This window comes from Micromonospora ferruginea (genome assembly GCF_013694245.2).
Lineage (GTDB): Bacteria > Actinomycetota > Actinomycetes > Mycobacteriales > Micromonosporaceae > Micromonospora > Micromonospora robiginosa.
Genome location: NZ_CP059322.2, coordinates 1,640,407 through 1,664,947, shown reverse-complemented (window position 1 = coordinate 1,664,947; position 24,541 = coordinate 1,640,407). Strand labels below are relative to the sequence as shown.

At 73.4% G+C, this 24,541-nt stretch carries 18 protein-coding genes; 6 read left to right on the top strand and 12 right to left on the bottom strand.

The window, feature by feature from the left end:
• Window positions 1–13: 13 nt before the first annotated feature.
• The 5 genes from H1D33_RS07210 to H1D33_RS07190 all read right to left on the bottom strand — a co-directional run bounded on the left by H1D33_RS07210 (window position 14) and on the right by H1D33_RS07190 (window position 6,798).
• The gene (locus H1D33_RS07210) at window positions 14–1,174 is read right to left on the bottom strand and encodes a glycosyltransferase family 39 protein (protein ID WP_246411572.1); all 1,161 of its coding nucleotides are present in this window, start codon (window positions 1,172–1,174) and stop codon (window positions 14–16) included.
• Between the two features lie 133 nt (window positions 1,175–1,307).
• The gene (locus tag H1D33_RS07205; protein WP_181568817.1) at window positions 1,308–3,632 is read right to left on the bottom strand and encodes a beta-xylosidase/alpha-l-arabinosidase; all 2,325 of its coding nucleotides are present in this window, start codon (window positions 3,630–3,632) and stop codon (window positions 1,308–1,310) included.
• A 39-nt stretch (window positions 3,633–3,671) separates the two neighbouring features.
• Window positions 3,672–4,532: a carbohydrate ABC transporter permease gene (locus tag H1D33_RS07200; protein WP_246411574.1), complete on the bottom strand. Its 861-nt coding sequence runs from the start codon at window positions 4,530–4,532 to the stop codon at window positions 3,672–3,674.
• 2 nt (window positions 4,533–4,534) lie between these two features.
• The gene (locus tag H1D33_RS07195; protein WP_181568818.1) at window positions 4,535–5,533 is read right to left on the bottom strand and encodes a carbohydrate ABC transporter permease; all 999 of its coding nucleotides are present in this window, start codon (window positions 5,531–5,533) and stop codon (window positions 4,535–4,537) included.
• Window positions 5,530–6,798 carry an ABC transporter substrate-binding protein gene (locus tag H1D33_RS07190; protein WP_246411576.1) on the bottom strand — a complete coding sequence of 423 codons (1,269 nt, stop codon included), beginning with the start codon at window positions 6,796–6,798 and terminating at the stop codon, window positions 5,530–5,532. The genes H1D33_RS07195 and H1D33_RS07190 overlap by 4 nt, the downstream gene beginning before the upstream one ends.
• 177 nt (window positions 6,799–6,975) lie before the next feature.
• Between H1D33_RS07190 and H1D33_RS07185 the strand changes: the two genes are divergently transcribed.
• A complete protein-coding gene (locus tag H1D33_RS07185) occupies window positions 6,976–7,980 on the top strand; it encodes a LacI family DNA-binding transcriptional regulator (protein ID WP_220138680.1) in 1,005 nt (334 codons plus the stop codon).
• On the opposite strand, the gene H1D33_RS07180 is transcribed toward H1D33_RS07185, so the two are convergent.
• Window positions 7,977–9,455, bottom strand: coding sequence for an RICIN domain-containing protein (locus H1D33_RS07180; protein ID WP_181568820.1), 1,479 nt, complete (start codon window positions 9,453–9,455; stop codon window positions 7,977–7,979). The two genes, H1D33_RS07185 and H1D33_RS07180, sit on opposite strands and share 4 nt — an antisense overlap.
• A 172-nt stretch (window positions 9,456–9,627) precedes the next feature.
• On the opposite strand from H1D33_RS07180, the gene H1D33_RS07175 reads away from it, so the two are divergent.
• A complete protein-coding gene (locus H1D33_RS07175; RefSeq protein ID WP_181568821.1) occupies window positions 9,628–10,821 on the top strand; it encodes an endo-1,4-beta-xylanase in 1,194 nt (397 codons plus the stop codon).
• A gap of 9 nt (window positions 10,822–10,830) precedes the next feature.
• Here the strand turns inward: H1D33_RS07175 and H1D33_RS07170 are convergent, their stop codons facing one another.
• The 4 genes from H1D33_RS07170 to H1D33_RS07155 all read right to left on the bottom strand — a co-directional run bounded on the left by H1D33_RS07170 (window position 10,831) and on the right by H1D33_RS07155 (window position 13,318).
• Window positions 10,831–11,391 carry a hypothetical protein gene (locus H1D33_RS07170; RefSeq protein WP_181568822.1) on the bottom strand — a complete coding sequence of 187 codons (561 nt, stop codon included), beginning with the start codon at window positions 11,389–11,391 and terminating at the stop codon, window positions 10,831–10,833.
• Window positions 11,392–11,430: 39 nt separating this feature from the next.
• Window positions 11,431–11,958 (bottom strand): hypothetical protein, encoded by a 528-nt coding sequence (locus H1D33_RS07165; protein ID WP_181568823.1) that lies wholly within the window; start codon window positions 11,956–11,958, stop codon window positions 11,431–11,433.
• Window positions 11,959–12,024: 66 nt separating this feature from the next.
• The gene (locus H1D33_RS07160; protein ID WP_181568824.1) at window positions 12,025–12,738 is read right to left on the bottom strand and encodes a hypothetical protein; all 714 of its coding nucleotides are present in this window, start codon (window positions 12,736–12,738) and stop codon (window positions 12,025–12,027) included.
• A complete protein-coding gene (locus H1D33_RS07155) occupies window positions 12,731–13,318 on the bottom strand; it encodes an RNA polymerase sigma factor (RefSeq protein WP_246411578.1) in 588 nt (195 codons plus the stop codon). Before H1D33_RS07155 ends, H1D33_RS07160 begins: the two co-directional genes overlap by 8 nt.
• A 62-nt stretch (window positions 13,319–13,380) precedes the next feature.
• On the opposite strand from H1D33_RS07155, the gene H1D33_RS07150 reads away from it, so the two are divergent.
• The gene (locus H1D33_RS07150; protein ID WP_181568825.1) at window positions 13,381–14,955 is read left to right on the top strand and encodes an FMN-binding glutamate synthase family protein; all 1,575 of its coding nucleotides are present in this window, start codon (window positions 13,381–13,383) and stop codon (window positions 14,953–14,955) included.
• A gap of 113 nt (window positions 14,956–15,068) precedes the next feature.
• Window positions 15,069–16,268 (top strand): sugar efflux transporter, encoded by a 1,200-nt coding sequence (locus H1D33_RS07145; protein WP_246411581.1) that lies wholly within the window; start codon window positions 15,069–15,071, stop codon window positions 16,266–16,268.
• Between the two features lie 8 nt (window positions 16,269–16,276).
• Here H1D33_RS07145 and H1D33_RS07140 read toward each other — a convergent pair whose 3' ends face one another.
• Window positions 16,277–16,936 carry a class I SAM-dependent methyltransferase gene (locus H1D33_RS07140; protein WP_181568826.1) on the bottom strand — a complete coding sequence of 220 codons (660 nt, stop codon included), beginning with the start codon at window positions 16,934–16,936 and terminating at the stop codon, window positions 16,277–16,279.
• A 148-nt stretch (window positions 16,937–17,084) separates the two neighbouring features.
• The gene (locus H1D33_RS07135) at window positions 17,085–18,137 is read right to left on the bottom strand and encodes a S1 family peptidase (protein WP_181568827.1); all 1,053 of its coding nucleotides are present in this window, start codon (window positions 18,135–18,137) and stop codon (window positions 17,085–17,087) included.
• 423 nt (window positions 18,138–18,560) lie between these two features.
• Here H1D33_RS07135 and H1D33_RS07130 point away from each other — a divergent pair, with 423 nt between their 5' ends.
• Together H1D33_RS07130 and H1D33_RS07125 are read left to right on the top strand one after the other, a co-directional pair.
• Window positions 18,561–18,791 carry a DUF2188 domain-containing protein gene (locus H1D33_RS07130; protein WP_181568828.1) on the top strand — a complete coding sequence of 77 codons (231 nt, stop codon included), beginning with the start codon at window positions 18,561–18,563 and terminating at the stop codon, window positions 18,789–18,791.
• Between the two features lie 222 nt (window positions 18,792–19,013).
• On the top strand, window positions 19,014–24,476 hold the full coding sequence (locus tag H1D33_RS07125) for an ATP-binding protein (RefSeq protein WP_181568829.1): 5,463 nt from the start codon (window positions 19,014–19,016) through the stop codon (window positions 24,474–24,476).
• The last annotated feature ends 65 nt before the right edge of the window (window positions 24,477–24,541 follow it).

Sequence of the window (24,541 nt, the reverse complement as noted above, 5' to 3'; positions counted from 1 at the left end):
CCTAAGCCGACAATCAACCGAAGAAGGCATGAATCAGACGGATTGCCGTCGCCCCGGCCGGTTGGGCGGGCGCGCCGATCAGGGCGATCGCCGCCAACCCGGCCACCGCCCAGCCCGCGCGCAACCGGGTCAACGCCACCGCGCCGAGCACCGCCCAGGCCGGCACCGTGAAGAACAGTCCCGCCGGCGACCAGACCGGGACGACCCACGCCGCGAGCAGCATGGCCAGCGCCGGCACCAGCGCCCAGGCCGTGCAGATCGCGGCCGCGTACCGCAGCGGGAGGCTGAACAGGGCCAACCCGGCCAGCACCAGGCCGAGCGCGGCGACGCCGAACAACTCCCGTGGTGCCGCCGCCAGCGCGGCCGGGTCGGGCCGGACGCCGGACGGGAGGAACCCGCCGGCCCCCCCGGACGCCAGCAGCGCGGCCACGGACAGGACGCCGGGCAGCACGGCGGCCGACCAGCGGCCCGCCGCCCGGCGCCGGAAGGCGAGCACCACCCAGCCGTGGCCGGCGAGCAGCAGCAGCGCCCCGGGCTGGGCCGCGCCGAGCAGGACCACCGCGCCGGCGTACCCGACGAGCCGGGGCACGGTCGGCCGGTCGAGCACCGGCAGCAGCAGCCAGGTGGCGAGCACCGCCGCCAGCAGCGCCACCGCGTGCGGCTGGGCCTCCTGCGCGTACCGGGTGGTGGTCGGCAGCACCGCGAGGAGCACGCCGGCCAGCACGCCGGTGCCCGGCGTGAACAGCCGGGCGGCCAGCACGCCGACGAGCGCGACGGCCGCGGTCACCGCCAGCAGCGAGGGCAGGCGCAGCGCGGCGTCGGAGGCGCCGAACAGCTCCACCGACGCCCGCGCCAGCAGGTGGTACGGCGCCGACGCGGGTTCGCCGCCGGTCAGCGCGTCGCGCCAGGAGGAGGTGGCCGCGCGCCAGGTCGCCAACTCCTCGGCCCGCAGCCGTGGCGTGTCGAGCCCGGCGCCGCCGAGGCCACCGGCCAGCAGCGCCGGCACCAGCCAGGCGGCCGTGCGCCACCGGCCGGCGCCGGTCGCGGCGCGGGCGGCGGCCCGGCTCCGGCCGAGCGGCCGGTCCTCGCCCCACGGGTCCTCGACACCGGCCTCGCTCGGCCCGAGCCGGGGCAGGACCATGGTGTCCGCGTCCATCATCGTCGACTCACGCATCCCTGTCGGCCGGCACGGGCTGAAACATCCCGGAGCCTACGGAGAGCAAGTCCGGCATACATCTCATATGCGGTTAAACCGATCCCGCGAGTGGTCCGCCGGCCGTCCCCGTGGCCGGCCGGCGGACCCGGCCTCAGCTCACCTCGGTGGTCGTCCAGCGGGCGGACGCGTTGGTCACCGCGACCGTGTCGCCGACCAGCGTGGTCGACGTCTCGGTGTCCCGCCGCACGCTCGTGCCGACCCACAGCTCGACCGCACCGGGCTCCACCACCCGGGTGAGCGTGCGGTCGGAGAAGGCCAGCCGGGTGGTGGGCACGGTCAACCGGACGGTCACCGACTCCCCCGGCTCCAGGCGCACCCGCCGGTAGCCGAGCAACTGCGCCACCGGCCGGGTCACCGGCGCCACCACGTCGTGCCCGTAGAGCTGGACCACGTCGTCGCCGGTGACCGCGCCGGTGTTGGTGACGCGCACCGTCACGGACAGCGCGCCGTCGGTCGGCACGGTGTCCGGCACGGTCAGGTCGGCGTGCGCGAACGTGGTGTAGGACAGGCCGTGGCCGAACGGCGCCGCGGGCGTCGCCGGTAGGTTGGTGCCGTTGCTGCCCGCCCCGAGCGTCGGGTGCAGATACGAGTACGGCTGCGCGCCGGCCGAGCCGGGCAGGGTGACCGGCAGCCGGCCCGACGGGTTGACCCGCCCGGAAAGCACGCCCGCGATCGCGCCCGCGCCCTCCTCACCGGGGAAGAACGACTGCACCACTGCCGCACACCGGGTCAGCGCCCAGTCGATCGCGTAGGGGCGGCCGGTGAGCAGCACCAGCACGACCGGGGTGCCGGTCGCCAGCACCGCCTCGACCAGGTCCCGCTGGACGCCCGGCAGCTCCAGGTCGTCCCGGTCGCACCCCTCACCGACCGTGCCCCGCCCGAAGAGGCCGGCGTGGTCGCCGACGACCAGGACGGCGACGTCGGCGGCGGACGCGGTGGCGACCGCCTCGTCGAAGCCGGACCGGTCGTCGCTGTCCACGTCGCAGCCGCCGGCCGAGGTGACGAGATCGCCGCCGAACTCGGCACGCATCGCGTCGAGGACGGTCGGCACCTCGAACCCGGTCTCCACGCCGGGGTGCTGGACCAGCACGTGGTTGAGGAAGGAGTAGCACCCGAACAGCGCGCCCGGCCGGTCCGCGTTCGGGCCGACCACCGCCACCCGCCGGCCCGCCGGCAGCGGCAGGACGCCCTGGTTGGCGACCAGGACCATCGACTCCTCGGCGAGGCGGCGGGCGATCGCCCGGTGCTCCGGCGGGTCCAGGTCGACCGCCCCGGGCGGCTCCTCGGCGAACGTGGCGTCGAGCAGCCCCAGCTCCTGCTTCTGGCGCAGCACCCGCAGCACCGCCCGGTCCACCAGCGCCTCGTCGACCGCGCCGGCCCGCACCGACTCGGCCAGGGTCAGGAAGGCGTCGCCGGTCGGCAGCTCGATGTCGAGGCCCGCCGCGAGCGCCTGCGCGGCCGCGCCCGCGTTGTCCGCCGCGACGTGGTGCAGCAGGTGCAGGAACGCGACGCCGTAGTAGTCGGCCACCACCGTGCCGTCGAAGCCCCACCGGTCGCGCAGCACGCCGGTCAGCATCGCCGGGTCGGCGGCCACCGGCACGCCGTCGATCTCGGCGTACGAGTGCATGACGCTACGCGCGTCGCCGTCGAGGATCGCCATCTCGAACGGCACGAACAACACGTCCGCCAGTTCCCGGGGGCCGGCGTGTACCGGGCCGAAGTTGCGCCCGGCCCGCGACGCGGAATAGCCGGCGAAGTGCTTCAACGTCGCGTGCACCCCCTGCGACTGCAGGCCGCGCACGTACGACGTGCCGATGGTGCCGACCAGGTAGGGGTCCTCGGCGACGCACTCGTCGACCCGGCCCCAGCGCGGGTCCCGGATCACGTCGAGCACCGGGGACAGCCCCTGGTGGATGCCGAGCGCCCGCATCGAGGACCCGATCGCCGCGGCCATCTCGGTCACCAGGTCGGGGTCGAACGCGGCGCCCCAGGCCAGCGGCGTGGGAAAGGTCGCCGCCTTCCACGCGGACAGGCCGGTGAGGCACTCCTCGTGCACGATCGCCGGGATGCCCAGCCGGGTGCCGGTGACCAGGTCCCGCTGGAATCCCCACAGCCAGGCCGCGCGCTCGGTGGCGTCTACCGGTCGGGTGCCGTAGGCGCGGGTGAGGTGACCCAGGCCGTGCCGGGCGAAGTCGGTCAGCTTGACGGCGTCGGCGAACTCGCCCTGCAGCGGCGCGACCGCCTCGCCGTCCTCCTTCTCCCAGAACCCGACGAGCTGCGCGATCTTCTCCTCGAGCGTCATCCGGTCGAGCAGCTCCCGCACCCGCGCCTCGCCGGTGCGCCCGTCGGGCCGGTCGTGGTCCGGAGCTGCCTGGGCCGGTGCCGGCCCGCCCACCACCGCGTGGACCTCTGTCATGGTGTGCCTTTCCCTTGGTTGTGCTCGCGCCGCTGCCGCTCAGCCCTTGACGGCGCCTTGCAGGCCGCCGACGATCTGCTTCTCGGCGAGCGTGAAGAAGAGCAACGCCGGCAGCATCGCCAGCGAGGTGAAGGCGAGAACGCCCGCGGTGTCGGTGGTGTACTGGCTGGAGAAGTTCTGCACGCCCAACGGCAGGGTGTGCAGGTTGACGTCGCCGAGGACCAGCAGCGGCAGCAGGAACGCGTTCCAGCTCGCCACGAACGCGAGGATCCCGACGGTGACCAGCGCGGGTCGCGACAGCGGCAGCACGATGCGCCACAGGAAGCCGAGCCGGTCCGCGCCGTCGATGGCGGCGGCGTCCTCCAGCTCCCGGGGGATGGCGGACAGGAACGGCCGCAGGATCACGATCGTGATCGGCAGCGAGAAGGCGACCTGCGGGAGGATCACCGCGTAGTAGGAGTTGATCAGGTTCAGGTCCCGCAGCATCAGGTAGAGCGGCAGGATGGCCGCGCCGGCCGGGAAGAGCAGGCCGAGCGTGAAGAAGGTGTTCAGCGCCTCCCGCCCGCGGAACGTGTAGCGGGCGATCACGAAGGCGGCACAGAGACCGAGCACCACCACGCCGAGCGTGGTGCCGAGTGCGATCACCGCGCTGTTGAACGCCTGCCGCCAGAAGTCGCTCTGGGTCAGCACCCGGGCGTAGTTGTCCCAGACCCACGGGTCCGGCAGCCCGGCCGGGTCGGCGACGATCTGCGGGGTGGTGCGGAAACCGCCGACGATCACGTAGACGATCGGCGCGATCGAGACGGCCGCGACGGCCAGCGCGAGCGCGTAGGTCAGCGGCGTGCCCCAGGAGAGCGGGCGGCGGCTCGCGGGCCGGCTGAGGACGGGGTTCGCGGTCACGGTCAGTTCGCCCTTCTCGTGATGGCGCCCTCGATGTCCCGGCGGAGCAGGAAGCGCTGGAAGAGCAGCGCCGCGACGAAGGAGATGACGAACAGGATCACGGCAACCGCGTTGCCGTAGCCCCAGAGCCGGGCGAAGAACCCGTTGTCCACCATGTAGGTCGCCATGGTGGCCGACGCGCCCAGCGAGCGGACCGCGGGCACCGAGGTCACCCAGACCACGTCGAAGACCTGCAACGAGCCGATCATGGAGAGGAACATCCAGATCCGGATCGTCGGGCCCAGCAGCGGCAGCGTGATGTGGCGCTGGATCTGCCACCAGCTCGCGCCGTCGATGGCGGCGGCCTCGGTCAGCTCGTCCGGCACGTTGGACAGGCCGGCGAGCAGCAGGATGATGGCGAAGCCGACGTACTTCCAGGTGAGCACGAACAGCAGCGTCCAGATGACCACGTCGAGGTCGGCGAGCCACGCCTGCACCAGGCCGCCCAGGCCGACCGCGCGCAGGAGCACGTCGACGGTGCCGTCGCCGGTCAGGATCAGCTTCCACATGATGCCGACGGTGACCTCGGCGAGCACGTACGGCACGAAGGCCAGCAGCCGGAACGTGGACCGACCGCGGAAGCGGCGGTTGAGCAGCAGCGCGACGCCCAGCGCGATCGGACCCTGGATCAGCAGCGACCCGAACACGACGATGGCGTTGTTGCGCAGCGCGTCGAGGAAGATCGGGTCCTGGAAGGCCAGGGTGTAGTTCTTGAAGCCGACGTACTCGGTGGGCGGGCCCACCCCGCGCCACCGGAACAGGCTGTAGTAGAACGCGAAGCCCATCGGCACCAGCACGAACGTCACGTAGACGACGAGCGCCGGAGTGGTGAGCCCGACGATCTCGTACCACTTGCGACGCGTCTGCGCCCGACGGGCGGACGGGCGGGCGGTGGGCCGGAGGCCCGCCGGCGGCGCGGAGACGCCGCCGGCGGGGAACCGGGTCTGGTCGGTGGAGGTCACTTGCTCGCGGCCGCCTTCATGGCCGCGACGACCTTCTCCGGTGAGCCGTTGCCGGCGAAGATGGCGACGATGGCGTCGTTCATCGCGTTGCCGACCGTGCTGCCGTAGGCGGTGTCCAGCCAGAGCTGCACGTAGGTGGCCTCGGAGGTGGCGGTGAGGATGGACTTCAGCGCCGGGTCGGTCACGCCGTCCGCGGCGCCCTTGGCGACCGGGAGGCCGGTGCCGGTGGCCGCGTAGCCCTTCTGCACCTCGGGGCTCACCAGGTACTTGAGGAACTCGACGCACTCCGCCGGGGCCTTCTTGGAGCAGGCGAACCCGTCGCCGCCGCCGAGGGCCGCCTTCGGGTCACCCGCGGAGCCGGAGATCGCCGGCACCGGGAACCAGCCGAGGAACGTGGCCAGCTTGGCCTTGTCGGTGGCGACCGTGTCCAGCGTGCCCCGGTTCCAGTCGCCCATCAGCTCCATCGCGGCCCTGCCGTTGGCCAGCAGGCCGTTCGCGCTGGTCGGGTCGTTCTGGCCGGGGGTGGCGATGAAGTTGTTCTGGAACGGCTTGGTGTCGATGAACGCCTTGAGGTCCTGGCCGGCCTTCACGAAGCACGGGTCGTCGAAGGTGCGGTCGGTGGCCGCCTTCTTCAGCGTGTCGACCGAGCAGGCCCGCAGCGCGAAGTTGTACCACCAGTGGGCGGCCGGCCACTTGTCCCCGGCGCCCAGGGCGATCGGGATGACGTTGATCGCCTTGAGCTTGGTGACCGCGGTGTTGAGTTCGTCGAACGTGGTCGGCGGCGCCGAGATGCCCGCCTTGGCGAACATGTCCTTGTTGTACCAGACGCCCTCGATGCCCATCCGGAACGGCAGGCCGTACTGCTTGCCGTCGACCTGCCAGATCTCCGCGGCGCTGCCGATGTCGGCGACCTCGCTCTTGACCTGGTCGGTGACGTCCTTGAGGTAGTCGGCCTCCACCTGCTCGCGCATCTCGCCGCCGCCCCAGGCCTGGAAGATGTCCGGCGGGTCGTTGCTCAGCAGCGCGGCGGGGAGCCGGGTGCGCTGGAGCTGGTTGGTCTCGATCGCCTCGATCTCGATCTTGACGGTCGGGTGGGCGGCGGAGAAGTCCTTGGCGACCTTCTCCCAGTACGTCTTGCCGGGGCCGTCCTGGGAGGCGTTGTGCCACCAGGTCAACGTCACCGGGTTCTTGTACAGCTCGCTTCCCGTGTCTGCTTCGTCGTCGCCACCGCCGCTGCATCCGGCGGCGACGAGGGCGCTTGTCATCAACAGTGCCAGGACGGCACCGGCGCGGCGCTTCATCGCCATTAGATGTCTCCTCGACCGCTCAGTCGGGTTACCTGTCGGGGAGTGTTACAGCCACGTAACTCGATGTCAATCGGTATCGATAACGGTTTCGAAACCGTCGCGACGCGGCCCGGGGAGCCCTCTATCATCGTCCGCGTGACCTTCCCGCAGCGCGTCAAGATGTCCGACGTGGCACGCACCGCCGGCGTCTCGGTGGCGACCGTATCAAAGGTTGTCAATGGCCGGTACGGCGTCGCCCAGGCCACCGTCGCGCGCGTGCAGCAGGTCATCCACGAGCTGGGGTACGAGGCCGACCTGGGGGCGCAGAGCCTGCGCAGCCACCGCACGAACGTGCTGGGCATCCTGGTCGCCGAGTTCGAGCCGTTCTCCACCGAGCTGCTCAAGGGCGCCTCCCGGGAGGTCGCCGGCAGCGGCTACCAACTGCTGGCCTACTCCAGCGGCGACGGCGAGGGCGCCGCCATCGGCTGGGAGCGGCGGTCCCTGGCCCGGCTCTCCGGGACGCTCATCGACGGCGCGGTGATCGTGACGCCGACCGTGGTCGAGACCAAGCACGGCTTCCACGTGGTCGCCGTCGACCCGCACACCGGCCCGTCCGGCCTGCCCACCGTCGACTCGGACAACTTCGCCGGCGCGGTGCTCGCGACCACCTACCTGCTCTCCCTCGGCCACCGCCGGATCGGGCACATCAGCGGTCGCCCCGACCTGGAGTCGGCGCGCCTGCGCGAGGCCGGCTTCCGGCAGGCCATGGCCGACGCGGGCGTCGCGGTGGACGAACGGCTGGTCCGGGTCGGCGGCTTCCGGATCGAGGGGGCCGCCGGCACCGCGGCGGAACTGCTCGCGCTCCCCGACCGGCCGACCGCCATCTTCGCCGGCAACGACCTCTCCGCGATCTCCACGCTCGACGTCGCCCGGAGCATGGGCATCGCGGTGCCGGACGAGCTGTCGGTGATCGGCTTCGACAACGTCCCGGAGTCGGCGCTCGTCGACCCGCCGCTGACCACGATCCGGCAACCACTGCAACGGATGGGCGCCGAGGCGCTGCGGCTGCTGATCGACCTGATCGCCGGCGTGGAGCGCGACGCGCACATCCGGCTCCCCACCGAGCTGGTGGTGCGCGCCTCCTGCCGCCCGCTGGGCTAGACCGCCGCGCGCGACCACCGCTGGTTGGCGCCGGCGTTGCACGGATACTGCTTGAGGACCACGCCGTCCGCGGTCGACGCGGCGGGCACGTCCACGCACTTGCCGCTGTGCCGCGCCCGGAGCTGGAACCAGTCGCCGTCGGCGACCATCTGGAACTGCTGGTTCGGGCCGGCGCCGCAGGTGTACTGGATCAGCTCGGCGCCGTCGGCGGTGGCGGCGCCCACCACGTCGAGGCACTTCCCGCTGTGCCGGCTGACCAGGCGCCACCAGCCGCCGCCGGCATCGGCGAACCGCCACTGCTGCCACGCGTTGCCACCGTAGGTGTACTGGCCGACGCGCGCGCCGTCGTCGGTGTTCGGCGACTGGACGTCCATGGCCTTGCCGCTGTGCCGTACGAGCAGCCGGTAGAACGTCTCCCCCGTCGGCGGGGGCGTCGTCGGGCCGCCGACGGTGTCGCCCCAGCCGTAGCGGATCCGGTCGGCGCCCGAGGTGTTGCGGACGGTCAGGCGCAGGTCGGTGCCGCTGCCGCCGAGGGAGAACATCGAGTACCAGTCGTACCCGATGGTGCCGGGCTTGCCGCCGAGGGCGGGCCAGTACGTGCCGCCCATCCCGTTGTCGCGCATCACCTGGGCCACGGCCCGGATGTGCCGGACGAAGTTGTCGGCGCTGTTCGCGTCGGCGTAGTCGCGGCCGTCGTTCATCGGCGCGCCGAACTCGGTGACCACCGCACGGGAGGCGCAGGCGCCGAGGCGGGTCCGGACGTGGGTCCGGAAGGCGTCGTAGCTCATCGGCTCGTAGAAGAACGCGTAGTGGTGGAAGGAGAACAGCGTGGAGGCGAAGCGCGGGTCGGCGCAGACGTCGCGCAGGTCCTGGCTGAAGCCGGTGCCGCCGATGAGCACCCGGGCGGGCACCGCCGAGTAGTGGTACCGCAGCCACTCGGCCGCGACGTCGCGCCACTGCGCCGAGGTGTAGCCGTGCGGCTCGTTCATCGGCTCGAAGTAGACGTCCGGATTCGCGCCGTACGTGGCGGTCACCGTGGACCACATCGCGTTCCAGGCGGCGAGGTTCGTGATCCGACCGCCGGAGGCGGCGCCGTCCTCCCAGTAGGCGAGGATGACCTTGAACCCGCGGGCGGTGGCGGCGTCGATCGCGCCCCGGTAGGCCCCCCACCACGCCGTACCCACGGTGTGCGTGTTGATCGGCAGCCGGACGGTGTTGACCCCCATCCGGGCCGCCATCTCGTCGTAGAGGGCGTTGGCCTTGGCCCGCACCGTCGCGTTGCTGTCGGACGCGCTCAGGCCCTGCACCACGAGCGGGCCGGTGCTGAAGTTGTCACCAAGCACGGCCCAGTTCATGCCCCGGAAGCCGCTGGTGCCGGCGGTGGCCGGCGACGACACGACGACGACGCCGACCGTCACGGCCACGGCCGCCACCAGCCCGGCCAGCGCACTTCGCACCGATCGACCACGCGTCATCTCGACCCCCTTTGAACGACGTTCATCTATGTTCACGTTAACACCCACGCACGTCAAGGCATCGACCGAGGCCGCCGGCGATTGACGAGGCCACATCGACCGCCGTAACGTTCCGGCCGAGTTTCGGAAATGTTCCCGGAAGTTTCGGACGTCGCCCGCCGGAAGGACCACCATGAAACCGAGCCGCTGGATCGCCGCCGGCCTCGTCGCCGTCGCGACCGCCGCCGCCCTCAACGTCGTGCCCGCCGCCGCCGGGCGCCCCTACGACCCGACCGCGCAGAGCCTGCGCGAGCTGGCCGAACGCCACGGCCTGTACGTGGGCACCGCGGTCGACATGGCCGCCCTCGACAACGCCGCCGAGCCGCGCTACCGCGAGCTGGCCGGCTCCGAGTTCTCCACCGTCACGGCCGAGAACGTGATGAAGTGGGAGAGCCTGGAGCCGACCCGGGGCACCTACAACTGGGGGCCGGCCGACGAACTGGTCGCCTTCGCCCGCCAGCACCACCAGCGGGTCCGCGGCCACGTGCTGGTCTGGCACAACCAGTTGCCGACCTGGCTCACCGAGGGGGTCGCGGACGGCTCGATCGACGCCGTCGAGCTACGGCAGATCCTGCGCGACCACATCACCGCCGTGGTCCGCCACTTCAAGGGCCGCATCTGGCAGTGGGACGTGGTGAACGAAGCGGTCAGCGACCCCTGGGACACCCCGTCCACGCTGCACTACAAGGGCTTCTGGGCGCAGCACCTCGGCCCCGGCTACATCGCCGACGCGTTCCGCTGGGCCCGCGCCGCCGACCCGAAGGCGCTGCTGTTCTACAACGACTACAACATCGAGGCGTTCGGCTCCGGCAACCCGGCCGACGACAAGACGCAGTTCGTCTACGAGATGGCCCGCGACCTGCGCGCCCGGGGCGTGCCGATCGACGGCGTCGGCAGCCAGGGGCACCTGGGCACCCAGTACGGCAACTACGACACCCTCCAGGTCGTCGCCGCGCTGCGGAAGTTCGCCGGGCTGGGACTGGCGACGGCGTTCACCGAGGTCGACGTGCGCAGCCAGATGACCGCGGGCGTGCAGGCGGGCGACTCCGCCGAGATCAACCCCCGGTTGCAGGCATCCGCGGCCAACTTCAGCACGCTGCTGCGGGCCTGCCTGGCCGAGCGGCACTGCCTGTCGTTCACGCTCTGGGGCTTCACCGACAAGCACTCGTGGGTGCCGGGCGCGTTCTCGGACCCGCCGGAGGGCCTGGCCACCGTCTACGACGAGAACTACCGGCCGAAGCGGGCCTACCAGGAGCTGAAGGCCGACCTGATCTACTCGGGGCCGCCGTTCGTGCTGCCCCGCGTGCCGCAGCAGCCGCGCCGGTAGGCGTCGCTCTCACGCGGTCCGGCGGCGACGGAGTGCCGACTCCAGCCGCCGGATCAGCGTGCTGCGGGCCTTGCCGCGGCGTTCGCGGCGCAGCGCGGCGTCGAGCTGGCGCTTGTCGAGGTCGCCCACGAGCTTGACCGCCTCGGCCACCGGCAGCTCGTTCACCTGCTCGGCGGCGGTCGCGTCCCGGCGTGCCCGCTTCGCCGGGCCGGTGTTCGGGACGTACTGCCGGCCGGAGCGCGACGCGCGCCGCTTGCGGGTGTCGGTCTCCCGCCGTTCCTTCTCCGACAGCTCCTCCCATGCCTGTTTCGGCAGGTAACGGCGGGTTTCGCCGTCGTGTCGGGCCCGGGTGTCGCCCGACCGCGTCTGCCACTGCTCGCCGCCCCAGCGCTGCAACGACCGCTGCCGCGCGTCCTTCGGGCCCTCGAAGCCCCCGCCACGCTTCTTGTACTCGTTGGTCAGCAGCTGCGACTTGCGGGCCGACCACTGCCCCGGCCGGCCCCCCTTGTCGGAGGCCTTGATCTCCTCCTTGAGCTGTTCCCGGAGTTCCGGCTTCGTGTACTTCGCCATGACCCGGCGTTACCCGGACCGGGCGCGCCCATGCCCCGCTCAGCCGGCCGCCCGGTAGGTGAGGTCCATCGTGTCGACCCGGCCGGACCAGTCCAGCCGCAGGTGCCAGCAGCCGGCGGCGGGCAGGTCGACGGTGGACGGTCCGGGACCGCCGGCCACCTCCCGGGTGACCCGGGCGCCGGTGCCGTCGCGCGTCGCGGTGACGACCAGCGTGCCTGACGCCGCCGGGTCGGGCGTGGCGGTCACCGGGCGTCCCACCCACAGGATCTTGTTGGTCGGACCCTCACCCCGGCCGACGGTCAACGGGTGCCCGAACAGGATCGCGACGATCTCGCCCCGGTCGCCGAGCACGTGCGGCATCCGGGTGTCCCCGCTGAAGCCGGCGTCCGCCCAGTCCGGCAGCCGGCCGGTCGCCACCGGGGAGTGGCAGCCCACCGAGGCGGCCGGCCCGGCGGTGCTCGCCGCGGCCGACGGCGGCCCGCCTGACGGCCCGGCCGGCGGCCCGGCACTCGTGCAGCCGGCCAGCAGCAGCACCGGCACCAGCGTGACCCTGCCCGGACGCGACATCCGGCACCCCCGATCGACGACGACGTTCACCAGCAGGACACCGGCCGGGCCGGTCAGGTTCCCCGCTCACCCCAGCGAGCCCGCGACGTCGAGCGCCACGTCCCGGGTCAGGTCGCCCTCCAGGCGGTAGCTCACCCCGGCGTCCTGCCAGATCAACGTCGCCGCGGACCGGCGCGCGGTGGCCACCCGGACCGTGCCGGCCCGGTCGACGTAGGCGAGCGCGTGCGGGCCGCCGACCCAGATCGCGAAGTCGCCGTGCACCTGGGTGAACGTCACGTCCGCGCCGGCGGCCTGCTTGTGGAACGCGATGTCGAGCGAGCCGTCGAACGCGTCCAGGCGCAGCGCCCCGCCCTGCCAGAGCAGGCTGGCCACCCGGTACGCGCCCGCGCCGTCCGGGTCGGCGACCAGCACCCGCTCCGGGGCGCCGAGCCGGGTCGGCACCCGGATCGGGAAGCGGACCTGCCGCTGCGCCTCGGCCAGGGCGACCGGACGCTGCCCCGGCAGCGGCGACGGGGTACCGGTGGGTGGCGCCGGGGTGGCCGAGGTGTCGACCACGACCCCGGCGAACCGCAGCAGCCCGGTCACCGCGCCGGCGACGGCGGCCCGGCCCGGTGGCAGCGCCGCCACCAGCACCGCGGCGAGCGCCGAGGCCAGCCAGTACCGCCACCGCCGGCGCGGCGGCGCGGCGAGCCGGGCGCGGACCCGGGCGGCCACGTCCGGCGACGCGGCCGGCTCCAGCCGGGCGCCGAGGTCCCGCAGTTCCCGCTCCAGCTCATCCACGGTGCGCCACCTCGCGGTCGAGCAGGCCGCGCAGCTTCGCCAGGGCGCGGTGGGTCCGCGACTTCACCGTGCCCCGGGGCAGCCCCAGCACGGTCACGGTCTCCTCCTCGGTGAGGTCGAGCAGGTAGCGGCAGGTGATCACCTCGCGGTCCCGGGCGGGCAGCCGGCGCAGCGCCGCCACCAGCGCCGCCCGGCGTTCGGCGGCGAGGACCGCGCCGAGCCCGTCCGCCTCGGTGGCCTCGGTCGCCGGGTCCGCCGCCGCGGCCCGCAGCACCAGCCCGTCCCGCCGCCCGCGCGAGCGGTGCAGGTTGCGGCTCTCGTTGGCCACGATCGCGAGCAGCCAGGACCGGAACGACGCGTCTCCCCGGTAGCGGGACAACTTCCGGTACGCCTTCACGAACGCCTCCTGGATGACGTCCTCCGCGTCCGGGCCGGCCCCCAGCAGCACCGCCGTCCGGTACGCGGACGCGGTGTGCCGGGCGACCAGGAGGTCGTACGCCTCCCGGTCACCGGCGCGTACGCGGGTGACGATCTCGTCGTCGTCCAGGGCAACCTCCGCCTCGGTCCACTTCCATGACACCGCCCGCGCCGCCCGGGTTCCACCGGAGTTTGACCGGCGCCCCCGGCGGAAAGAGTGGCGGGATGAGCTGGGCCAGAAGAGCAGTACCCGCCGCCGTCGCCGCCGTCGCCGCCCTCGCGGCCCGGGACCTGCTGCAACGCGACCACGCGTTGCGCCGCAACTTCCCCGTCCTCGGCCGGGCCCGCTACCTGATCGAGGCGATCGGCCCGGAGCTGCGCCAGTACGTGGTGGCCGGCAACGACGAGGAGCGCCCCTTCACCCGCGACCAGCGCCGCTGGGTGTACGCCTCGGCGAAGCAGGAGAACAACTACTTCGGGTTCGGCACCGACAACGACATCGAGCACACCCGCGGCTACCCGATCATCAAGCACCGCACGTTCGGCCGGGCGGTGCCGCCGTCCGCCCCGGCCGCCGGGCACGACGTGGCGCTGCCCTGCGCCAAGGTGCTGGGCGCGGCGCGCGGGCGGGCACGGGCGTTCCGGCCCGAGTCGGTGGTCAACATCTCCGGGATGAGCTTCGGCTCGCTCTCCGGCAACGCGATCGAGGCGCTGAACCGGGGCGCCGCGCTCGCCGGCTGCCTGCACAACACCGGCGAGGGTGGGCTGTCGCCGTACCACCGGCACGGCGGCGAGCTGGTGTTCCAGCTCGGCACCGCGTACTTCGGCTGCCGCGACGAGCAGGGCCGGTTCAGCCTGGACCGGCTCAAGGACCTGGTGGCCGGCGCGCCGGTGCGGGCGCTGGAGATCAAGCTCAGCCAGGGCGCCAAGCCGAGCCTCGGCGGCCTGCTGCCGGCGGCGAAGGTCTCCGCCGAGATCGCCGCCACCCGGGGCATCCCGACCGGGCAGGACTGCGTCAGCCCGTCGCGGCACGCCGAGTTCTCCGACTGCGACAGCCTGCTGGACTGGGTGGAGCTGCTCGCCGCCGAGACCGGCCTGCCGGTCGGCATCAAGTCCGCGGTCGGCGACCTGGGCTTCTGGGAGGAGCTGACCACGCTGATGCGGGACACCGGCCGGGGCGTGGACTTCGTGACCGTCGACGGCGGCGAGGGCGGCACCGGCGCCGCCCCGCTGATCTTCAGCGACTCCGTGTCGCTGCCGTTCCAGCAGGGCTTCTCCCGGGTCTACCGGACGTTCGCCGAACGTGACCTGCACGAGCAGGTGGTGTTCGTCGGCGCCGGCAAGCTCGGCCTGCCGGACAACGCGGTGGTCGCGTTCGCGCTCGGCGCCGACATGGTCAACGTGGGTCGGGAGGCGATGCTGGCGATCGGCTGCATCCAGGCGCAGAAGTGCCACACCGACACCTGCCCGACCGGCGTCGCCACCCAGAACGCCTGGCTGGCCCGGGGCCTGGAGCCGGCCCGCAAGTCGGTGCGCGCGGCCAACTACCTCCGGACGCTCCGCCGTGACCTGGTGAAGGTCGCCGAGGCGTGCGGCGTCGAGCATCCCGGCCTGATCGGCACCGACTCGGTGGAGATCGTCGACGGCCGGACCAGCGCCACCCCGCTGGACCAGGTGTACGGCTACCGGCCGGAGTGGGGGCTGCCGTCCGCGGCCGACCGGGCGGAGATCGTCCGGCTGATGACGCCGGAGGCCCCGCGCGGCGGGAGCGCGCCGCCGTCGGCCACCGCCGTCGGCTGAGGGTTAAGGAGGGGCCCCTTCTTAACGCCTCCGGTATGGGCGGGGCCCCCGGTTAACAGCCGGGCCGGTAAACCGCTTCGGGCCGGTCGGGGGTAGGGCGTAGCGTGCGCCGCATGGCTGTGGACACCCGGCCGGCGGTGCACGCCGGCTACTTCCGGCTGCTGCCGCTGGCCCTGCTGTTCCTGACCGTGGGCCTGTCCGTCGCCGTGGTGATGCCGTTCCTGTCGCTGTTCCTCGACACCGAGGTCCGGGCCGATCCGGTGCGGGTCACCGTGCTCCTGGTCGTCGCGCCGCTCGCCGGTGTGGTGGTCGCCTCGCTGGTCGGGCGCCTGTCCGACCGGGCGCCGATCCGCCGCAAACTGCTCATCGGGGCGGCGCTGGCCGGCGTGGTGGGCGCCGGCCTGATCGCGTTCGTGCGCGACTACTGGATCCTGCTGGCGCTGACCGTCACCGCCATGGCGCTGGCCAACTCGGTGTTCCCGCAGTCGTTCGCCTACGCCCGCCAACTGCTCGACCGGGACGATCCCGGGCGCGCCGCGCTGGGCATCAGCGCGATGCGTACCGTTTTCTCGCTGGCCTGGGTGGCCGGGCCGCCGCTGGCCGCGGTGCTGCTCTCGGCCGGCGGCTTCCGGCTGCTCTACCTCACCGCCGCCGCCATGTACGCGCTGGCCGCGCTGGTGGTCGCGGTACGGCTCACGGAGCTTCCGCTGCCGCCGCCGCCGGCCCCCGACCAGGGGGGCGGGCACGCGCCGGGCGCGTCCCGGTGGCGGCTGGCGCTGACCGTGGTCACCTTCACCATGTTGCAGTGCCCGATGACGCTCGGCGTGCAGGTGCTGCCGCTGTTCATCGGCCGGGACCTGCGCGGCGACCCGGCGGACGCGGGTCTGGTGCTGGGGCTCTGCGCGGCGCTGGAGATCCCGCTGATGCTGGGGCTGGGCGCGCTCACCGCACGGTTCCGGCTGCGCGCGCTGATCCTGTTCGGCGCCGGCTGCGGCGTCGTCTACTACCTGATCGCGGCCGGGGCGTCGGGCGTCGGGGTGCTGCTGCTCGCGCAGCCGGTCAACGCGCTGTTCATCGCCGCGGTCTCCGGCGTCGCCATCGCCTACGTGCAGGACCTGCTGCCGGGCCAGCCGGGCCGGGCCACCACGCTGTTCACCAACTCGTTCCCGATCGGCGCGATGCTCGCCGGCCCGCTGCTCGGGCTCGCCACGCAGGTCGGCTTCCGCTGGGCGTACGTCATGAGCGCGGCGTTGTGCGCGGGCGGCCTGCTGGCCCTCGCGCTGACCCGGCCCCGGCCGGCGCGGCCGGCCTGACGGCGCGGTCAGCGGCGACGGACCAGGACGACGTGGTCGACCAGTTTGCCGGTGTGGCCGTCGTGGGTGGCGGTGCGGCGGGACTCGCCCTGTCGCTCGGTCGCCCAGCCGTCCGGGTCGAGGTCGATCGCCGCCATGATCTCCTCCGGGCTGGCGAAGCGGGGGTCGTCGGCGTCGAGCCCGGACCAGGGTGGCGGCGCGCCGTGCTCGACGACGAGCAGCCGGCCGCCGGGCGCGACCGCCTCGGCCGCCGGGGGCAGCACCTTCTCCCGGGGCAGGACCAGCGGGGACTGGAAGAACTGCGCGGACACCAGGTCGAAGCGGCCGGCCGGGAAGCCCTCGGCCAGCAGGTCGCGGCGGACGGTGGTGATCCGGTCCGCCACGCCGGCCCGGTCGGCCTCGACCGCGAGCCGCTGCAGCGCCACGGCGGAGACGTCCACGGCGGTGACCCGCCAGCCCTGCCGGGCCAACCAGATCGCGTCGCCGCCCTCGCCGCAGCCCAGGTCGAGCGCGGTGCCGGGCGGCAGCGCGCCGGCCACCTCGGCGAGCACCGGGTTGACCCGGCCGCTCCAGATCCGGTCGGACTGCCCGTAGCGCTCGTCCCAGAACTCGGCCGGGTCGGTGTCCGCCGGCGGGTTCTGCTGGTGCTGGTGGTGGTGCCCGGTCATGCCTGCCTCCTTCGCCGCCGGACGCGTCGGCGGCCCGGCACCGTCATGGTGCGCGGGTGGCGGCGGCCCCGGCAAGAAAACTTGCCAGGGCGGCAAAGAAGGAGGCCACCGGTCACCCGGCGGCCTCCTTCTCCAATGTGCGGACCGGTCAGAGGATGCTCACGCCGTAGGCGCTGAGCGCCTCGGTGACCGGCTGGAAGTAGGTCGTCCCGCCGGAGGAGCAGTCACCGTTGCCGCCCGAGGTCAGGCCGATCGCGCTGCTGCCGCTGAACAGCGAGCCGCCGCTGTCGCCCGGCTCGGCGCACACGTTGGTGCGGATCAGCCCGGAGACGCTGCCCTCGGCGTAGTTGACCGTGGCGTCGAGCGCCTCGACCGTGCCGCCGTGCAGGCCGGTGGTGCTGCCGGAGCGCTGCACCGACTGTCCGACGTACGCGTCGGCCGCGCCGGTGATGGCCTGCGAGCCGCCGTTGTAGAGCGAGACGCTGCCCTCGGCCGCGGCGCCGTTGGTGTGCTGCACGATGCCGTAGTCGTTGCCGGGGAAGCTGCCGGTGCCGCCGGTGCCGAGCTGGCTGCTCTGCCCCGAGTCGGCGTACCAGGTGGCGGCGATGGCGGTGCAGTGCCCGGCGGTGAGGAAGTAGGTGCTGCTGCCGCTGCGCACGTTGAAGCCGAGCGAGCAGCGTCCGCCACCCTGGGCGTAGATGGCCTCGCCGCCGGCGATGCGGGTGCCGAGCGTGCCGGCCTCGCGCTCGATCCGGACGGTGCCGCCGAGCTGCTTGGCGACGGCCTCGACCCGGGCCAGTTTCGCGCCGGTGACGGTGCTGTCGACGGAGACGACGACCTGGTTGGTCGCCGGGTCGGTCCACCACGCGGTGCCGGGGATGCGGGCGGACTTCTCGAGCGTCGAGGTGGCGCGGGCCAGTTCGGCCGCGCCCCGGGTGACGAGCTTGGGGGTGGCGCCGGCCGCGCGGACCTTCCGCGCGGCGGCGTCGTCGGTCACCGTGACGACCATGGTGCCGCCGGCGGCGGCGTACGTGCCGGCCGAGCGGTCGCCGAGTGCGGCGGCGAGCGCGGTGGCCTTCTCGGGGGTGGCGGACGTCTCGGGTGCGGCGTGTGCCGGTGCGCCGGCCAGTGAACCGACGACCAGCGCGCCGGCCACCGTGAGGGCGGTGGCGGTACGCCGCGATGACCCGGAGAGTCGCATGTGGATACCTCCTGGAGCTGAGCACGGGCGGCCTTTCGGCAGCCCCGGGCAGCCGTTCGGCCGGTGAGGCTCGGCCGATCGGGCTTCGCCGAAGTTGTCACACGTTTGTCATCGATGGCAAGAGTCCCGGTTGCGACCGGAGGGCCCGATCTCAGCAGATGGATCCCCTAGGCCCGATCGGCGGCGACTCGGCCGTTTGACGGCATTCACGCGCGTCCCTACTGGTCAGTAACACGATCCGGGCCACCCCTACCAGACCCCTGACCGACCCCGCCGACCAGATGGCGGGACCCGACGAGATATCGAAGAATCGGCACGCGCCCGCCGGCCCGTGTCGGACCCGGACGCGACGACAGGATTAACTCGCGGCTCCCAGGGGCAGACATTTGTCATCGACCAACGGATCCGAGGGGAGCTGACGACATGACCAAGGGTGACATCGACACCTATCAGCAGGACGGGCAGTGGAAGAACCGCCCCGAGGGCAACGAGCGCGCGAGCAGCCGCCACGACACCAAGGCGGAGGCGGAGGCGGCCGGCCGCGAGATGGCCGCCGAGCGCGGCACCGAGCACGTGATCAAGAAGCAGGACGGCACGATCGGCGAGAAGAACACGTACCCCCGCAGCCGCGACCCCCGCGAGATCCCGGGCTGAACCGCAGCTCAGCAAGTGCCGGACGGCGCCGGACCCCGCTCGGGGAACCGGCGCCGTCCGCGTTATCGCTAAAAACTTTTGTGTGGTTCCTACAATGGCTCCCGCTCAGGGTTCGGCGATTACGACATGGCGCCGCCCGCTGACAGACGGCAGGGTGAGGCAAGCCGGGGGCACCGCCGCCGACCGGCGCTACACCGTGGGTCAACCGAAGGGGACGGTCACGTGTTCACCCGTGTCGCCATCGTCAACCGTGGTGAGGCCGCCATGCGGCTCATCCACGCGGTCCGGGAACTGGCCGCGGAGACCGGCAGCCGGATCGAGACCGTCGCGCTGTACACCGACGTCGACCGCACCGCCACCTTCGTCCGCGAGGCGGACGTCGCCTACGACCTGGGGCCCGCCTCCGCCCGCCCGTACCTCGACCTGAAGGTGCTGGAGCGCGCGCTGGTGGAGACCCGGGCGGACGCCGCCTGGGTCGGCTGGGGCTTCGTGGCCGAGGACCCGGCCTTCGCCGAGCTGTGCGAGAAGGTCGGCGTCACGTTCGTCGGGCCGAGCCCGGACGCCATGCGCAAGCTCGGCGACAAGATCGGCGCGAAGCTGATCGCCGAGGAGGTCGGCGTGCCGGTCGCGCCGTGGAGCCGCGGCGCGGTGGAGAGCCTGGAGGCGGCCGTGGCCGCGGCGGCCGAGATCGGCTACCCGCTGATGCTCAAGGCGACCGCGGGCGGCGGCGGTCGCGGCATCCGGGTGGTCCGCAGCGACGCCGACCTGGCCGACGCCTACGAGCGCACCAGCCAGGAGGCCGCGCGGGCGTTCGGCAGCGGTGTGGTGTTCCTGGAGCGCCTGGTCACCGGCGCCCGGCACGTCGAGGTGCAGGTGATCGCGGACGGGCAGGGCACCGCGTGGGCGCTCGGCGTACGGGACTGCTCGGTGCAGCGACGCAACCAGAAGGTGATCGAGGAGTCGGCGTCGCCGGTGCTGGGCCCGGAGCAGGCCGCCGAGCTGAAGTCGTCGGCCGAGCGGCTGGCCGTCCGGGTCGGCTACCGGGGCGCGGCGACGGTGGAGTTCCTCTACCACCCCGGCGACCGGCTGTTCGCGTTCCTGGAGGTCAACACCCGGCTCCAGGTGGAGCACCCGATCACCGAGTCGACCACCGGGTTCGACCTGGTCAAGGCCCAGTTGCACGTCGCCGGCGGCGGGCGGCTGACCGGTGAGCCGCCGGTCGAGCGCGGGCACGCGATCGAGGCGCGACTCAACGCCGAGGACCCGGACCGGGACTTCGCCCCCTCCCCCGGCCGGATCACCCGGCTGGACCTGCCCGCCGGCCCGGGCATCCGGGTCGACACCGGGGTCAGCGAGGGCGACACCATCCCGGCCGACTTCGACTCGATGATCGCCAAGATCATCGCGTACGGGCGGGACCGGGACGAGGCGCTCGGGCGGCTGCGCCGGGCGATGGCGAACACCACCGTGGTGATCGAGGGCGGCGCCACCAACAAGAGCTTCGTGCTCGACCTGCTCGACCAGCCCGAGGTGATCGACGCCAGCGCGGACACCGGCTGGATCGACCGGGTCCGGGGCGAGGGCCGGCTCGTCGCGCACCGGCACTCCGCGGTGGCGCTGGCCGCCGCCGCGATCGAGGCGTACGAGGAGGACGAGACCGCCGAGCGGCAGCGGCTGCTGTCCACCGCGGCCGGCGGTCGCCCCCAGGTGCAGCACCGCAGCGGCCGGCCGCTGGACCTCAAGCTGCGCGGCGTGAGCTACCGGATGCGGGTGGCCCGCGTCGGCGCGCACCGGTTCCGGGTCGGCATCGAGGCCGGCGCCGAGGCCCGGACCGCGGACGTCGAGCTGGACCGCTTCGACCGGCACACCGGGCAGATCGTCGTCAACGGCGTGCGCTACCGGCTGCTCACCGGCACCCACGGGCCGGTCCACCTGGTCGAGGTGGACGGCGTCACGCACCGGATCAGCCGGGACGAGGGCGGCGTGGTCCGCTCCCCGATGCCGGCGCTCGTCGTCGCCACCCCGGTGGAGGTCGGCGCGGAGGTCGAGGCCGGCGCGCCGGTGCTGGTGCTGGAGGCGATGAAGATGGAGACGGTGCTGCGGGCGCCGTTCCGGGCCCGCCTCAAGGAGTCCTCCGTCGCGGTGGGCACCCAGGTGGAGGCCGGCGCGCCGCTGCTGCGCCTGGAGCCGCTCGCCGACGCCGGCGACGAGGCCGCCGCCACCCCGGACGAGCCGGCCGTCGAACTGGACCTGCCCGTCGCGCCCGGGGACGCGCCGGCGCACAGCCGGGCCGAGCGCGGCCTGGAGGACCTGCGCGGCCTGCTGCTCGGCTTCGACGTCGACCCGCACGACGAGCGCCGGGTGCTCGACGACTACCTCGACGCGCGTCGGGCGGCCACCGTCGCCGGGCACCGGCCGCTGGCCGAGGAGCTGGAGCTGGTCGACGTCTTCGCCGACCTGGCCGAGCTGAGCCGCAACCGGCCCACCGGGGAGGACGGCGCGGGCGGTCACCTGCACAGTGCCCGCGAGCACTTCCACACCTACCTGCAGAGCCTCGACGTGGAGCGGGCCGGCTCGCCGGAGCCGTTCCGGGCCCGCCTGGCCAAGGCGCTCGGCCACTACGGCGTCACCGAGCTGGACCGCTCCCCCGCGCTCGAGGCCGCGGTGTTCCGGATCTTCCTGGCCCAGCAGCGGGCCGCCACCGACGCCACCGCGATCGCCGCGCTGCTGCGCTCGTGGCTGCGGGAGCCGCCGCCGGACGAGGCGCTGCGCGAGCCGGCCGGTCTCACGCTGGAACGGCTGATCTCGGCCACCCAGGTCCGCTTCCCGGTCGTCGCCGACCTGGCCCGGGGCGTGGTGTTCGCCTGGTTCGCCCAGCCGCTGCTGCGCCGCAACCGGGCCCGGGTGTACGCGCGGGTCCGCGCGCACCTGCGGCACCTCGACGCCCGGCCGGACGCGCCGGACCGCGCCGAGCGGGTCGCCGAGATGGTCCGCAGCACCGAGCCGCTGGTCCGGCTGCTCGGCCAGCGGCTGGTCCGGGCCGACCTGGACAACGCCACCATGCTGGAGGTGCTGACCCGGCGCTACTACGGCAACAAGGCGCTCACCGGCGTGCGGACCCGCGCGGCGGGCGGCTGCGTGTTCGTGGTGGCCGGCCGGGCCTCCTCCAGCGTGGTCTCCGCCGCCGTCCGCTTCGACGCGCTCGGCGACGCGCTGACCGGGCTGGCCGAGGTGGCCCGGGACGAGGAGGCGGTGGACGCCGACATCTACCTGGCCTGGGAGAGCCAGCCGGAGGACCAGGACGCCACCGTCGCCGCGCTGCTCGACGTGATCAACGCGCACCCGCTGCCGGAGCAGGTCCGCCGGCTCACCACCACGGTCGCCGGGCGCGGCGGCGCGGTGATGCACCACCACTTCACGTTCCGCCCGGACGGCACCGCGATGGCCGAGGAGCGGCTGATCCGCGGCCTGCACCCGTACATCGCGCAGCGGATGCAACTGGAGCGGCTGCACGGGTTCGACCTGACCCGGCTGCCGTCGCTGGACGAGGAGGTCTACCTCTTCCAGGCGGCCGCCCGGGAGAACCCGTCGGACCAGCGGCTGGTGGCGTTCGCGCAGGTCCGTGACCTGACCGAGCTGCGGGAGCAGGACGGTCGGCTGGTCGCGCTGCCGACCACCGAGGACACGGTCGCGGCCTGCATCGACTCGATCCGCCGCGCCCAGTCCCGGCGGCCGTCGAAGGTCCGGTTCCCGACCAACCGGATCGTGATCTACGTCTGGCCGCCGAGCGAGCTGACCCGCGAGGAGATGGAGCTGATCGCCGCCCGGGTGCGCCCGACGACGGTCGGCGCCGGCCTGGAGGAGATCCTGTTCATCGGGCGGCAGCGCGACCGCCGCACCGGCGAGCTGGTCAAGGTCGGCGTCCGGATCGCCTTCGACGTCACCGGGCACGGCCGGCTCACCGTCGGCGAGCCGCCGAGCGAGCCGGTCGAGCCGCTGGACGACTACCGGCTCAAGGTGCTGCGGGCGGCCAGCCGCAACACGGTCTACCCGTACGAGCTGACCGGGCTGCTCGGCGACTTCACCGAGCACGACCTGGACGCCGACCACCGGTTGGTGCCGGTGGACCGGCCGAAGGGCCGCAATCGCGCGGCGATCGTGGCCGGCGTGGTGACCACGCCGACGCCGCGGCACCCGCAGGGCGTCACCCGGGTGGTGCTGCTCGGCGACCCGACCAAGTCGCTGGGCGCGCTCTCCGAGCCGGAGTGCCGGCGGGTGATCGCCGCGCTGGACCTGGCGGAGCGGATGGGCGTGCCGCTGGAGTGGTACGCGCTCTCCGCCGGCGCCCGCATCTCGATGACCTCGGGCACCGAGAACATGGACTGGGTCGCCGCCGCGCTCAAGCGGATCGTCGAGTTCACCCAGGCCGGCGGTGAGATCAACATCGTGGTGGCGGGCATCAACGTCGGCGCCCAGCCCTACTGGAACGCCGAGGCCACGATGCTCATGCACACCAAGGGTGTGCTGGTCATGACGCCCGACTCGGCGATGGTGCTCACCGGCAAGCAGTCGCTGGACTTCTCCGGCGGCGTGTCCGCCGAGGACAACTTCGGCATCGGCGGCTACGACCGGGTGATGGGCCCGAACGGGCAGGCGCAGTACTGGGCGCCGAACCTGCCGGCCGCGCGCGACGTGCTGATGGCGCACTACGACCACACGTACGTGGCGCCGGGCGAGGGCGCGCCGCGGCGGGCCACCACCACCGACCCGGTGGACCGGGACGTCACCACGTTCCCGCACACGGTGGCCGGCAGCGACTTCACCACGGTCGGCGAGATCTTCTCCGCCACCGCGAACCCGGACCGGAAGAAGCCGTTCGACATCCGTACCGTGATGCGGGCCCTCGCCGACCAGGACCACCCGGTGCTGGAGCGGTGGGCCGGCATGGCCGACGCGGAGACCGCGGTGGTGCAGGACGTGCACCTCGGCGGCATCCCGGTGTGCCTGCTCGGCATCGAGTCGCGGTCGGTGCCCCGGCACGGCTTCCCGCCCACCGACGGCCCGGACACCTACACCGCCGGCACGCTGTTCCCCCGCTCGTCGAAGAAGGCGGCGCGGGCGATCAACGCGGCCAGCGGCAACCGGCCGCTGGTGGTGCTGGCCAACCTGTCCGGCTTCGACGGTTCGCCGGAGTCGATGCGCAAGCTGCAACTGGAGTACGGCGCCGAGATCGGCCGGGCGATCGTGAACTTCCGCGGCCCGATCGTGTTCTGCGTGATCTCGCGCTACCACGGCGGCGCGTTCGTGGTGTTCTCCAAGGCGCTCAACCCGGCCATGACCGTGCTGGCGATCGAGGGCTCGTTCGCCTCGGTGCTCGGCGGCGCGCCGGCCGCCGCCGTGGTCTTCGCCGGCGAGGTCGCCGCGCGCACCGCGGCCGATCCCCGGGTACGCGAGCTGGAGAGCCGGGTCGCGGCGGCTCCCGTCACCGAACGGGCGACGCTGACCGCGGAGCTGGACGAGCTGCGCTCGTCGGTGCGGGCGGAGAAGCTCGGCGAGGTGGCCACCGAGTTCGACCGGGTGCACAGCATCCAGCGCGCGGTCGAGGTCGGCTCGGTCGACGCGGTGGTCCGCGCCGCCGAGCTGCGTCCCCGTGTCATCGAGGCCATCGAGGCGCACCTGAGCTGACGGCGTTCGCACCACGGGCGGCGGGCGGATCCCTTCGGGGGCCGCCCGCCGCTTCGCGTGTGCCG